Raw genomic sequence first — 13,563 nt, forward strand, 5'->3', positions numbered from 1 at the left:
GTCTATGATGGAAAAACTGGTTACATCCAAGCCTTGAATGTAAATCCAATTAGTTACAAAAGCGTGACTGGGACGACGTATAAAACAACCGATGCTTATAGCCTCCGCCATTATGCTGGAACGGGCTATCCACGACATTCTGTTATCCCGGCCGGAACTTCTCTGAAACCAACAGGACGCATTGGCGATTGGTATCGAATTTCTTACGCTGGAAAAACAGGCTATATGTATAAAGAAGCTTTTGCCGGTGCTTCAAAGCAAAATGTTGTTACGATTCCGGAAACGACTTTCAAGACAAGGTTAACAACGTCTCTTTATGACTCAACAGGCCTCTCTAAAAAATCACTTTTAATAATTCCGAGTAACACTATCCTTAAATCATCTGCTGAATCTGGACTATATCACCGCGTGACTTACAAAGAGAAAACCGGATATATTTTAACAACAGCACTAATTAAACAGACGAATACTTTTAAAAAACAATCAATTAGCGGGCAACGCTTTATTACTTCTAAAGAAATGACCATTTACCAATCTGCTGTGACTACATCAAAAAAAATCGCATCGCTGGACGCGAACGATGTTTACTATACTTCTCAAAAAGTCACTAATCCCTACGGTGAAGTGTGGTATCGTGTCGTCTATGATGGAAAAACTGGTTACATCCAAGCCTTGAATGTAAATCCAATTAGTTACAAAAGCGTGACTGGGACGACGTATAAAACAACAGTTCCTTCTAGCCTCTATCACTATGCTGGAACGGGCTATCCACGACATTCTGTTATCCCAGCCGGAACTTCTCTAAAACCAACAGGACGCATTGGCGATTGGTATCGAATTTCTTATGCTGGAAAAACAGGCTATATGTATATCGCTACAGCAGAAAATATAAAAGGTTCGAGATACAAATTATCCACTTCAGTTGATATAAAAGAAACACCTGAGGAATCTTCAAGAACTCTCGATACTTTAGATAAAGAAAATGTCTTTTACACGTCGCAACGCGTGAAAATTGATTCTTCATCATGGTACAGAGTTACAAAAGATGGTAAAACAGGTTATATTTTATTTAAAGAAGGAACATCAGCATCGTATCTATCTAAAAAAGTATCAATGAGAACTACAAACACAACCTTATTACGATCCTACGCCGGATCATCTTACTCAATTAAGAAAACCATTCCTAGCGGAGTAAATATCCAAGTCACAGGAACAATCAATGAGTGGTATAGAATCACTTATGGCGGTGTTACAGGTTATGCTCATTCATCAACTATATCAAACACAATAAAAAGTCAAGATTTATCCCCAAAAAGGTATATTTTATCCAAATCAGTAAACATTAAAGAACAACCTTATTCTACAGCTAAGACATTAAAAGTATTATCGCCTGGCAATGTTTATTACACTAAAACTTTGTTTACTGATGGGTATAATGAAAATTGGCATAGAGTCTCTATTGATGGTCAATTAGGATATTTACCTATTAATCAAGGATCACCGATTTCTTATAAATCTTTACCTTCACATCAATATATTACTAAATCTACAACTTTATTACGATCATATGCCGGAATATCTTATTCTGCTATTAAAACAATTCCAAATGACACAGTTCTCTCTGTCAGTGGTCAAATTGGTGATTGGTTGAGAATTAGTTTTGATGGAAAAACTGGATATGCTTCTATTGAAACTCTTGAAGCATACACTAAAACCCAAACAATCAATGGGTCACGCTTCTTACTAAATAATTCACTTGCAGTTAAAGTGTCACCCGATGACACAGCAGCTACAATAACAACTTTAGGTTCAGGAAACGTATATTATACTTCAAAACTCGTCACGACATTCACGAACAGCCAGTGGCATAAAATCACGGTCGATGGTAAGACGGGGTACGTCAAACTCGGTCAAGCGACGTCACCAATCAGCTACACGGCAAAAGACAAGCTGTATGTAAGAGCAACTGCGCCTACTTCACTTCGCTCGTACGTCGGTGATTCTTACAACGTCTTAACGACGATTCCTGCAAACATCGTCCTGACCGTCACTGGTCAAATCGGAAACTGGTATAAAGTCAGCTACGATGGTAAAACAGGCTATGCGTATAATGGCACACTCGTCACAACATCATCGAAATTGAACGTTTACAACTCGGTTTCGACACCGTACTCGTTCGACAGTTTCATCAGTGCACAAATGAAATTGTACCCATCACCGCAAACTGATCTGTACAAAAATAAGATCATGTATGTCAGTGCTGGTTACGTCCGACTCGGCGGTAGACTGGACCCCGTTTACGGAACGCTTGCAAGCGTCACAGCGACGACACCACTCAACATTCGTTCAGGCGCGACGACAGCGAGTCACATCTATGGTCAGTTCAAGCCAAACAACTTGATTAAAGTCTACCAAAACGTCAGCGGTTTCTATACGACGTATCCGCGTGTCTACAGTTCATCTTCGAACTACTCGACAATCCAGTGGTTAAATGCACTCGAGTCAGACGTCCGTGATATCGCTGATCCCTTGAAGGTCGACGGTAACTCACAATCATTCTATCAATTCCTTGATTTATCGAAGTCGACGGGTGCTTCTGCCGCGACGCTCGATAAAGTCATCGGTTCAAAAGGCATCTTTGCAAAATGTACGACAGGAAGTTGCGGACAAGCTTTCATCGACGCAGGTTCAAAATATACAGTCAATGAAGCATACCTCATCTCGCATGCGATGCTTGAAACAGGCAACGGCACGTCGACACTCGCGATGGGTGTGACATGGAACGGACGTAAAGTCTACAACATGTACGGAATCGGTGCATATGACTATGATGCGATCAATACTGGCGCAGCTTACGCGTATAGCCAAGGCTGGTTCACACCGGAAGCAGCAATCATTGGTGGTGCGGAGTTCATTAGCACGAAGTACATCCATAATGCCTACGACCAAAACACGCTTTACAAAATGCGCTGGAGTCCGACGCGCCCTGGTTCCCATCAATATGCAACAGACATGGGCTGGGCCGTTAAACAGACGTACCAACTCTATAACCTCTATAAACAGATGGACAGTTATACGGCCGTCTTCGATATTCCAGTTTTTGCACGATAAGCACGACTTTGCTTCGCAACAAAAAAACGCTGTTCCCGTCATTGCGGAAACAGCGTTTTTTCTTTGACCGATGATTATGATTGCTCATTCATTTTAGCTTGGACCGTCAAAGGAGCTAGCATCGTTACCCACAGGGCAACCACTCCAGAAACAAGAATCACAATATCGCGTTCGAATCCAAGGGTCAACAACGTAATACAACTTGCGACCAGTACGAGACAGAGCGTCGCGATCATGACATGACGCGATTGTTTCAACATTTTTCTCATGTGGCATCTCTCCTTTCCTTCCATACTCGCTTACTATTCTAACAAAGATCAGGCCGCTTGTGGGGCAGTGACACGGGATTGACGACGCTTTGTGACGGAACTGTCATCTGAAAGTTTACGTTTTCGGCGCTTCAGACATTCATTTGGTACACTGTTAGGTAAGACAGGTTAAGGGGGATTTTTTTTGTTACACGAACACTCATTCACACGCGTCGACGGTACGACAGCGACGTTAGACGATTACAAAGGACAAGCTTGGCTGATCGTCAATACCGCCAGTAAATGCGGTTTGACGCCACAATTCGAAGGACTCGAACAGTTGCATCAAACGTATCGCGATCAGGGTCTCGTCGTTCTCGGTTTCCCGTGTAACCAATTTGCTGAGCAGGATCCGGGCACGGATGAAGAAATCCAAGAATTTTGCCAAATCAACTACGGTGTCACGTTCCCTGTCTTCTCAAAAGTCGAAGTCAATGGTGAACAGACCCATCCCTTATTCGCCGAACTAAAAGCAGCCGCACCAAACGCAGACGGTGCGGACGACGTCGAATGGAACTTCACGAAGTTCCTCGTCACGCGAGATGGTGAAGTGACACGCTTCTCACCGAAGACGAACCCAACTGATTTGACAGCAGCCATCGAACGCTTACTCGTTCGTGTCTGAACATGAAAAGACCACCGGCCGGATTCTTCAGCGAATCTGACCAGTGGTCTTTTCTATTTAAGGTGTGCCCGGTTCAAGGTGTTCTTTAATCATCTCTTCCGCGAGACGTGTCACGTCCTCGATATCACGCATTTCTGTAAACGAATGTCCCCAGACGTCAAGTCGTTCGATTTCTTCAATCGGCTGCGTGTTGAAGCGTTCGCCCGTCGGTTCAAATGAACTGGCGATCGTCGACTCAAACGCGGCATACTTTAATAACCATGGTTTGTCCGTCAACAACTTCACGACCTGCTTCGGTTGTTTGAACGCGACGTCGCCGACCAGTACGACGGGGTCAAATCGCTCATGGAGCGGGTGCGTGTATTGGACAGACACGACGAGCGCATGTTGGACGTGCTTGTCATTTTGTCGGATGTACGACCGCGTCAAAAAATGTGGGACAAGTGACTCGGCACTATCTTTTGTCTGATGGATGCTTGAGCCATGCTCGGTCTGTACAAGATCGGGAAGAATCGGTTCGTACCCTCGATTCGCCAACTGCTGGTCCAGCTCTTTAAATAATAATAGTGTATGTTCGACGAGTGCCCGCACTTGACGAAATGACAGTTGAATCGATTGATTGATCATGAATGTGACCTGCCTTCCAAATGATATGGTAATATATAGTCTTTTACCCAGCTTAGACAGGCTTCATTCCTATTCTTTGAAAATCGTGCTAAGATTTCGAATTCACGTAGTTAATCGACGCGTGATTTGCTCAGCACGACGAGCGAGACGCAAACGGGATAATTCGCTGTCTAACGTGACGCATTCGTCAGCATCATGAATCGATTCACAGATTAAAGCTGGCGCGTATGGACGTTCGACATGACCAGCAAGTATCACGCATGGTACTAAAGCTTCGTTCGCCCGCTCGGCGACGATTGCGGGTAACTTCCCTAGTGCCGTTTGCGCATCCACTTTCCCTTCCCCTGTCCAGACGTAATCTGCCGCTTCGAGCCGTTGATCAAACTTAATCTGATTCAACAAAAAGAGTGCTCCGGAAAAGATATCCGCCCCTAATGCCGCAGCAACTCCACCTAACCCGCCTGCAGCACCAGCACCTGCGACTTCGTTGACACCGAGTATGTTACCGATTCGTTCGAGATGAACATCGAGCACATCAATCTCTCGCGCCGTCAATCCCTTTTGTGGTCCGAATACTTTCGCTGCCCCGTGCTTTCCGGCATAAGCAGCTGTTACATCTGCCAACACGTGAAGTTTAACGGCAAGCTTTGGCAAGATGATTTGTTCCGTCTCGAGTAAAGGATTGTCCGTCCAAGTAATCGGTTGACTTCGTCCGTCAAGCAACACTGCACCGAGTTCATACAAAAATCCAAGCCCTCCATCCGTCGTCCCTGTCCCACCGAGTGCCAAAAAAATTTCTGTTGCCCCTGCATCCATCGCGCGGAGCACGAGTCGCCCGACGCCTCTCGTATGAAGAGTGATCGGCAAATCGGTTGCTCTGACCTGTCCAACACCACAAACTCTCGCCACCTCGATGATGGCTTGTTCATTTTTTCTGGCATATTGTGCCCGAATCGGACGACCTGCTAAATCGATTGTTTCTGCTTCTGCTTGAACAAAGTCGTTCGTAAACAGCATCTCAAGTGTTCCTTCTCCTCCATCTGCTCCCGGGCTCCAGTCAATCGTCGCCTCTCGATCCCCTTGTAAAATCCCGTTTTGGACGGCCAACGCTACTTCCTCCGATGTCAAACTGCCTTTGAAACTATCGCTGATGTTGAACTACCTCCACCTACGCTTCGCTTAGAGGTGGAGGATTCCTGAGTGATCCGACCTAACGGTCGAAAATTGATCAGGCTAACCCCGTCGTCCCGACGGTTGAAGAAGCTAAGAGGCGTTCAGCTTCTTGTTTGAGGTTCAGTCCTGCGTTCACATCACGGTCGTGGTGGATGCCGCAACTCGGGCATGTCCATTCACGCAAGCCAAGATGTTTCACGTCTTTGTGTTGATGTCCGCAACTGGAACACAGTTGACTAGAGGCGAAGGTCTTGCCGACTTTCACGACGGTCTTTCCGTACCATCCCGCCTTGTATCCGAGCATGCGGAAGAACTCCGACCAACTGACCTCGGAGATGGACTTGCTCAACTTGCGATTCTTCTGCATGGTCTTCACCTGCAAGGTCTCGATCCCGATGACGTCGTGGTTTTTGACGATCTCGGTCGATACCTTGTGCAGGAAATCGGTTCGCTTGTTGGCGATCTTCTCGTGGATGCGGGCGACCTTCCGCTTCTGCTTCTGATAGTTCTTCGCCTCGGAAAGTGTTCCTTTCTTGTCCAAGGCCAACCGTTGACGACGAGAGAGTTTACGTTGTTCACGTGCCAGCTTTTTCTCAAGCGAACGGAAGTAACGGTCATTCTTGTACACCGTGCCGTCCGACAGGATGGCGAAGTGCTTCAACCCGACATCGACGCCGACGGATGAACCCGTCTTCGGCATTTCATTGCTCTCCTGCTCGACGAGCAGGGAGACGAAGTATTTTCCTGAAGCGTTCCGCCGGATGGTCGCGTTCAAGATGCGTCCGACGACCTGCCTCGAATTAGCGAAGCGCACCCACTTCAGCTTTGGAATTTTGATTTTGGCGCCAACGATCGAGACTTCTGGAAGTTGAGACTTGCCCTGAATGTTCGTCTTATACGATTGAACAGGGTTGCACTTTGACTTGAAGCGGGGTCGTTCGTTCTGCTTCTTAAAGAAGCGGTCAAAGGCATCGGCAAGATGTTTGACGCTCGCTTGAACAGACGTGCTATCGACTTCCTTCAGCCAGTCGAACGCCTGCTTCAACATCGGAATTTCTTTCGAACAAGAACCGTAAGACAGTCCTTTTCCTGTCATTTTGTATGTCTCATCCCACTTCGTCAAAAAGTGATTGAAGACGAAGCGCGAACAACCAATCGTCTTCGCAATCAGGATTTCCTGCTCTTTTGTCGGATAGATTCTGAATTTGTAGGCCTTGTGAGTCAACAAGATTTTTCACCTCCTTCAAAAAGAATATACCCGAAAAGCAGGCTGGCGATTCATCTCCCACTTTCACTCGAGCTTCACCCTGATTGTTTAGAAGTGGGCGTATTCTCGCCTGATTTTGATAAAATGATGCATCCGTTATCCCTCCTGACGTTTTTGATTCAATCGGACATCGTTTTTTGATTCCGCTTCCAGTTAATGTTATTATGGACTTAATTTTCATAATATTTATTTGTTTGAAGAAATTATTTTCTTACAGGAGGTCTGTCGCATGGAACGCTGTTCGCTTTGTGGAACACCTTTAAAATCACAGGATACAGCTTGCTCCCATTGCCAGCATCCTGTGACTGAAAAAAAACGATTACATATGTCATCCACTTCATCGTCACACGTATCAAAGAAACGACATCCTCTGCTTTGGACGATTGCTGTCATGACGGTTTTCGTCATCTCTTTCGGTGCCTGGTCTTGGTTTGGTCCGACGACGGCAACGAAGATTGACAATCCGTCGAACGTCCAACCAATCGCCTTATCTGAATGGACAGATGAGGACAGTGCTTATAATCAAACGTATTCAAAAGAGAATCCACCGACTTCATATGAAGTCCTAAAATTCGTTCGCCAATATACACAAACAATTCCGGAGCTCGTGACGTACTCCGCAGCAAATGATTCGCTTGAAACGTTTGCCGCGATTCAGTTCACAACGCTTGAGGCATTCCAGTCAGAGTTCGATGCCCTTCGCGCAATTGTCGCCGTAAGCGATCATCCAATCACGCCACTCCCGCATACGATTGATTTCGATCAGTTCCATTCAAAAGGGACGACGTTCGAAGTCGAGACGACAGAAACGTATAAGATCGCTACCGTTCCGGAAAATCAGTTCGTGACGTATGACGTTCACTATACGGTTCGTCTGCATACCGACCACCTTCAAATCACGACCATCACGCGAAAGGAGGTCAACACATGAAACGATTGCTCTTATTGGTGCCCTTCTTTTTGATCGGCTGTACATCAGATCCAACACAGATTCAAGATGAGCTCGACAACAATCAATATACAAAAGCGGTCGATTTATCGACCGATCAAGACGAGATGAACGAACCCGCCCGTTTGATGGTGCAGCTCGAACAGGCATTAGCCAGCTATCGTTTGCAGGAGGTCGTAACCATCTCAAAAAAAATTGAACAGCTTAATCTTCCGGATGACCATACCGTTCGTGAACGGGCCGTCTCAATCCGTCTCGGTGTCGATGCGTTGTTACAGGACCTGTCGCGCCTCGAAGCGACCTACCGAGTCGATCGCAGTCTGTTGGATACAGGAGTGTCCGAAGAAAAATTTGACGGACAAGGCGACATCGAAATTCGATTCGATGACGAACACTCCCTGATTGCGACCTTCCTCTATGATGACTTCGGCATGAAAGAAGCACCCCGGCAAGGAACAGATGAAATCCGTTTTGAACCAGATTTGACGGCCCGCGTCCCTTTATCAGAAGGTGTCATCTCTTACCGCTTCATCCGCACGACCTTAAAAATCACATATGAAGGCCCCGGCGGAAAACGGATTTATTACTTGAAGCAACTAAAAGACGATGCGTAAAAACAGACAGATGACAAAATGGGACTATTCCGATAGCTGGAATAGTCCCATTCGTCTGCCCACATCACGCGAACAAGAAATGTCGTGTAATTTTTTATAACTTGGCGACGATTTCCGCACATAATTCATGAGTCGCCAAGCTGTCTTCCGCTGTAACGGACGATGACGGTTCACCATTAACGCTCGCAATAAATGCATCGACCATCTCGACGAATCCGCGCCGCTTGAGTGTCGCTTCCCAGTTGTCAAGCGGACGACGGAGCGTGCCTGCTTTCGTTAATTGATCGACCGACGTCACGTCCGTCGCAATCCGTTTTTCATGTGGTCCCATGACTTCGACACGTTCTTCTGTCACACCATTATTCCGGTTCATGATTCCGATTGCCGTGATCCCGTTCGCTTCGAACTGGATCGTCACGTGATGCAGTAAGTCGTCGACCTTTTTCCCGCGGACACTCAAGTTTTCGATTTTACCGCACCCTGTCAAAAAACGTAACGTATCGACGACATGGACAAAGTCGTCAAAAATGAATGGTTTCGCATCTTCAATGAACGAAATCCGATTTTTTTGCATGACGATTAGATTCGGTTGTTCGACTTCTAATAACGTCCGGTGTGCCGACGCGAAACGTCGATTGAATCCTGTGATGAAGTGTAAGCCTTTCTCCCCTGCTAATCGTGTCAGCTCACGAATTTCCTCGATTTCCATCGAAACGGGCTTATCGATGTAGACATGGATGCCTGCTTCGAGCAGTTGTTTCGCTTGCATCGCGTGCACTTTCGTCGCCGAATGAATCATCGCCACGCCAATGCCTGCTTCCGTTAACTGATCGATCGATGTCAGTGTCCCGGCAAAACGATACGCATCACACAGTTGCTTCGCCTTGTCTTGATTTTCCGAGACAAGATAAATGTCTAAGTCGGACCGCTCCGCGTAGACCGGTAAGTACGCTTTTTGTGCAATATCCCCAAGACCAATGACTGCAATTTTCATGAATAAATCCCCCTCAGTTCTTTCTGTTCTACTCATTCCCTATGATACGTAGTTTCATACCTGGCGTGTAGAAAATTCTAGTTTTTTGAAAAAAAAGAGAATTTCCTTTTTTTGTTTTATGCTAGAGACATATTTGAACAAGGAGGGAATGAGATTTTTATGAAAGTATCGCTCAGAATTGGACTGACACTGTTACTGCTCGTCGCCCTATGTCTTCCGGCATTACCCGCACAAGCTGCCAGTTACCAGGTCGTCGTCACTTCGACGATCGGGGCGAACATCCGAACGAAGCCGAGCACGAGTTCATCAGCGACCATCACGCGTCGCGCTCCGTACAAAGCGAAGTTCACAGCAGTCTCGTACTCAAACGGTTGGTACAAAATCAAAGATGGTAGTGCGTACCGCTACCTTTCGAATCAAGTCGCGAAAAAAGTCACGGCAAGTTCGACGAAAACGTATAAAATCATCGTCTACTCGAAGTATGGTGCGAACGTCCGTACATCACCAAGCACCGCGTCCTCTAAAAATATTAAACGGCTCGCTACATACAACTCGAAGTTTAATGCCGTTTCCTATTCGAATGGTTGGTACAAAGTAAAAGGGAAAGTGAACTATTATTACGTCTCAAGTCAGGTCGCGAAAAAAATCACGACAAGTGCACCTGCGACTTCAAGTAGTTATCCCGTCGCCTCGATGCGTTATTTCAAACTCGGCTCCTCAAGTTATGAACTGTCAAAAGCCAGTACGACACGCCGTTATCCGGCAAGCACGACAAAACTGTTGACGGCCCTCGTCGCTTATGACGCCGCTGCCAAAAAAGGAACGCTCGATCAAACGTTCACTTTGACCTACTCTATGCTCGCCGTTCCTGCTGGAAGCAGCACGGCTGGATTCCGTTCGGGTGATAAAGTCACACTCCGTCAACTGTTGAACGGGATGTTGATTCGCTCCGGCAACGACGCAGCAAAAGCCATCGCCATCCGTACGGCAGGTTCTGAATCGAAGTTCGTCTCGTTGATGAACAGTCGTGCCAAAACAATCGGTATGGCGTCAAGTCACTTCATGAATCCGCACGGCTTCTATCATGCGAGTCACTATACGACAGCAGCAGACATGCAAAAACTCGCTAACACGTATGCTGAATACAGTTACTTGATGACCGTCAGTGGCCGAAAATCATACAAAACGACCGTCAAAGGACCATACGCCCGGACGTTGACGTGGTACCATACGAACACGTCGCTTCCAAACGAATCGCGTGTCTATGCGAGTAAGACAGGGTATACACCAGAATCTGCCTATACACGTGTCTTCTTCATTAAAAAAGGTTCGACGCGCTACGGCCTCGTTACGTTGAAAGGAACACTTCCACAAACGGAAACGACATTACGCGCTGTCTTAAACCGTTAATCGCCCGTCCCCTAGGAGACTTTCTTCGGAAACGCTTCTAGGGGATTTTTTTGTTCTGATTCCGTTTAAAATTTCACTTGCATTGGAAGCGAATTCATCATATGGTTAAAGCACAATCAGACGTCTGACGTCTCAATGGAGGTATGACCGTGGGAAATGTAAGTTTATTATTTGGGGGCGTTGCGCTCTTTTTAAATAGTTTGTCCTTGTTTGGAAAAGTTGATTTAAAGAGTGCCGGTGTCTTCAGTTTGTTGACAGGATTACTACAAACGTTCGTTGCGACGTTGCTCGTCATCGGTGCAGCAGGTGATCCGATCTTGACGTTCGGCTATGCGAGCATTTATTTGTTTGCCTTTACGTATCTGTATGTCGGCATCACGTTCATCTTCGGACTCGACGGGAGCGGCGTCGGCTGGTTTTCCCTGTTCGTCGCCATCGCTGCATTTTTCTATGCCGGCGTCAGCTTTAGCGCAGGCGACTGGATGAGCGGAACGACGTGGTTGTTCTGGACACTCTTATGGTCGATGTTCTTCATCGGAATGGGACTGAACCGCAATGTCGATGCATTGACGGCACGCGTCGCACTCGTCCTCAGCTGGTTGACGTTGATCGTACCTGCACTCGTCGGACTTCGTTTCGGTACGGCAGGAAGCAGCTACCAACTGTTATGGAGCGCAGCTGCCATCGTGACCGTTCTCTACTTTGTTTACTCGGCCTTGAAATTGTCGCCGCTTCGCCGACCTGTCCAATCATGATGTCCGACACATGCTACTATAAAACGCGCTGTTCCCTTGACGCTTACAGGGAATAGCGCGTTTTTTGGTTCGTAAGATATCCGCGTTTCTCGTCGCGCGTTCTCTTCCCGAATCATCTCCGAGCGGCAAGCTTTTTGGTTCGTAAGGTATTCGCGTTTTTCGTCGCGCATTCTCTTCCCGAATCGTCTCCGAGCGGCAAGCTTTCGCGCCGCTTCGTTTCACTGCAGGGTCGCTCCTTCTTGCTCTTTCGCTCGAAAGCGATTCGTGTCAGGAAACGCGACGCATCACAGTCTTTCTAGTATTTCCTTCTATCAGAAAAGCTAAAAAGATTTGCTTCATCGTGACTCCTACGGGAAAAAGCACAAGGTGACTTGTGCTTTCAGAGGCAGGCGAGACCCTGCCCCTTGACCTGTAAGGGCAAGAGGCAACGGCTTGCGCCTCGCCCGAGGAAAGCACGGGAAGCAAGAATCTTTCGTACCACTTACATCGATCAGCTACGTTTTTGATGCATAAGACATCCCGTTTCGCATCACTCAATCCTTGGGTTTCCTTCTATCAGAAAAGCTAAAAAGATTCGCTTCATCGTGACTCCTACGGGAAAAAGCGCAAGGTGACTTGCGCTGTCAGAGGCAGGCGAGACCCTGCCCCTTGACCTGTAAGGGAAAGGGGCAACGGCTTGCGCCTCGCCCGAGGAAAGCACGGGAAGCAAGAATCTTTCGTACCACTTGCATCGATCTACTACGATCTTTCCCGCCACTTAACTCCACTTTCCGATTCGGAAGATGTCTTGATCCCAAGCAAAAACCCAGACACCGTTCACTTTAAAACCCCGCTCTATCTCAACGATTGTTGCAAACTCGTTTGCACCTCTTTCAGTGACTCCGCCGTCGGATGCCAGTAATAAATCTGATCCGACTCGATTCCACCACTTCCCTCGAGCGATAACGTCTCGACGTTCTTCAAAGCATCACGGTAGTCTAACGCAATTTTCCGGACGACCGGAAACGGGGCGTTCGTCTTGACGTTTTCCCCGAGCACGCTGAGTACGTCGTTAAAGCGACTGAGCGAAAAATCTGCCGTCAATTTGTCTGCGACAGCCTGAACGACTTGACGTTGACGGATTTGACGACCGAAGTCTCCTCGAGGATCGTCGTAGCGCATCCGCGCATAGGCCAACGCTTCTTTTCCGTTCAAGTCGAGCTGCCCTACCGGAAACTGCATCTCGTAATACGAAAAATCGATGTCATTCGTAACACGGACACCATCAACTGCGTCAACAAGATCCGTAAAACCCTCGAGATTGATTTCAGCAAAGTAATCGATTCGGATATCGAGTAGGTTCTCGACCGTATCGATTGCCATTTCAGGCCCCCCGAAAGCATAGGCATGATTGATTTTATCGCGTGAGCCATTTCCGATGATTTCTGTTTTCAAGTCACGAGGTATGCTGAGCATCTTACTTTCCCCACTCGCAGGATCAATCGTTGCGACGATGATCGTATCGCTCCGTCCCGCCTCATCTCCATGCTGGTCGACCCCGAGCAAGAGAAAGGAAATCGTTCGTTCTTGTTCGACCGCTTCAATCGCTTCGACACTTGCCTCGACCGGCAACTGGACGTCTTCGAGCGTCTGACTCGCTTGATGGTAGACATACCCACCTGATCCGAAGAGAACGAGCAGTCCGATGCCAATGACGGTCAAGACAATCCACTTCCATTTTTTCATATCTC

12 protein-coding genes are annotated in these 13,563 nt (G+C 47.1%); 6 read left to right on the plus strand and 6 right to left on the minus strand.

What is annotated here, in order from left to right:
- Positions 1-63: 63 nt before the first annotated feature.
- Positions 64-3,111, plus strand: coding sequence for an SH3 domain-containing protein (locus KNP94_RS16165; protein ID WP_371816050.1), 3,048 nt, complete (start codon positions 64-66; stop codon positions 3,109-3,111).
- Between the two features lie 74 nt (positions 3,112-3,185).
- On the opposite strand, the gene KNP94_RS12830 is transcribed toward KNP94_RS16165, so the two are convergent.
- Entirely contained in the window at positions 3,186-3,380 is a 195-nt protein-coding gene (locus KNP94_RS12830; protein WP_088837867.1) for a hypothetical protein, read from the minus strand.
- Between the two features lie 184 nt (positions 3,381-3,564).
- Between KNP94_RS12830 and KNP94_RS12835 the strand changes: the two genes are divergently transcribed.
- The gene (locus tag KNP94_RS12835; RefSeq protein WP_215115758.1) at positions 3,565-4,044 is read left to right on the plus strand and encodes a glutathione peroxidase; all 480 of its coding nucleotides are present in this window, start codon (positions 3,565-3,567) and stop codon (positions 4,042-4,044) included.
- Positions 4,045-4,101: 57 nt separating this feature from the next.
- Here the strand turns inward: KNP94_RS12835 and KNP94_RS12840 are convergent, their stop codons facing one another.
- The 3 genes from KNP94_RS12840 to tnpB all read right to left on the minus strand — a co-directional run bounded on the left by KNP94_RS12840 (position 4,102) and on the right by tnpB (position 7,072).
- Positions 4,102-4,671 carry a hypothetical protein gene (locus tag KNP94_RS12840; RefSeq protein WP_215115759.1) on the minus strand — a complete coding sequence of 190 codons (570 nt, stop codon included), beginning with the start codon at positions 4,669-4,671 and terminating at the stop codon, positions 4,102-4,104.
- A 102-nt stretch (positions 4,672-4,773) separates the two neighbouring features.
- Positions 4,774-5,823, minus strand: a complete 1,050-nt coding sequence (locus KNP94_RS12845; protein WP_215115820.1) for a glycerate kinase — start codon at positions 5,821-5,823, stop codon at positions 4,774-4,776.
- Between the two features lie 76 nt (positions 5,824-5,899).
- Positions 5,900-7,072 carry an IS200/IS605 family element RNA-guided endonuclease TnpB gene (tnpB, locus tag KNP94_RS12850; RefSeq protein WP_215115760.1) on the minus strand — a complete coding sequence of 391 codons (1,173 nt, stop codon included), beginning with the start codon at positions 7,070-7,072 and terminating at the stop codon, positions 5,900-5,902.
- Between the two features lie 268 nt (positions 7,073-7,340).
- Here tnpB and KNP94_RS12855 point away from each other — a divergent pair, with 268 nt between their 5' ends.
- Together KNP94_RS12855 and KNP94_RS12860 are read left to right on the plus strand one after the other, a co-directional pair.
- Positions 7,341-8,042 (plus strand): zinc ribbon domain-containing protein, encoded by a 702-nt coding sequence (locus KNP94_RS12855; protein ID WP_215115761.1) that lies wholly within the window; start codon positions 7,341-7,343, stop codon positions 8,040-8,042.
- On the plus strand, positions 8,039-8,674 hold the full coding sequence (locus KNP94_RS12860; RefSeq protein WP_215115762.1) for a hypothetical protein: 636 nt from the start codon (positions 8,039-8,041) through the stop codon (positions 8,672-8,674). The genes KNP94_RS12855 and KNP94_RS12860 overlap by 4 nt, the downstream gene beginning before the upstream one ends.
- Before the next feature lie 94 nt (positions 8,675-8,768).
- Here KNP94_RS12860 and KNP94_RS12865 read toward each other — a convergent pair whose 3' ends face one another.
- The gene (locus KNP94_RS12865) at positions 8,769-9,668 is read right to left on the minus strand and encodes a Gfo/Idh/MocA family protein (RefSeq protein ID WP_215115763.1); all 900 of its coding nucleotides are present in this window, start codon (positions 9,666-9,668) and stop codon (positions 8,769-8,771) included.
- Between the two features lie 159 nt (positions 9,669-9,827).
- Between KNP94_RS12865 and KNP94_RS12870 the strand changes: the two genes are divergently transcribed.
- Complete coding sequence (locus KNP94_RS12870) at positions 9,828-11,078, plus strand: serine hydrolase (RefSeq protein WP_215115764.1); 1,251 nt, start codon at positions 9,828-9,830, stop codon at positions 11,076-11,078.
- A gap of 143 nt (positions 11,079-11,221) precedes the next feature.
- Positions 11,222-11,833, plus strand: coding sequence for an AmiS/UreI family transporter (locus KNP94_RS12875; RefSeq protein ID WP_251132058.1), 612 nt, complete (start codon positions 11,222-11,224; stop codon positions 11,831-11,833).
- Positions 11,834-12,667: 834 nt separating this feature from the next.
- Here the strand turns inward: KNP94_RS12875 and KNP94_RS12880 are convergent.
- The gene (locus tag KNP94_RS12880) at positions 12,668-13,558 is read right to left on the minus strand and encodes an LCP family glycopolymer transferase (protein ID WP_215115765.1); all 891 of its coding nucleotides are present in this window, start codon (positions 13,556-13,558) and stop codon (positions 12,668-12,670) included.
- Positions 13,559-13,563 lie beyond the last annotated feature (5 nt).

This window comes from Exiguobacterium sp. s80 (assembly GCF_018618725.1).
In the GTDB taxonomy this organism is placed as follows: domain Bacteria; phylum Bacillota; class Bacilli; order Exiguobacteriales; family Exiguobacteriaceae; genus Exiguobacterium_A; species Exiguobacterium_A oxidotolerans.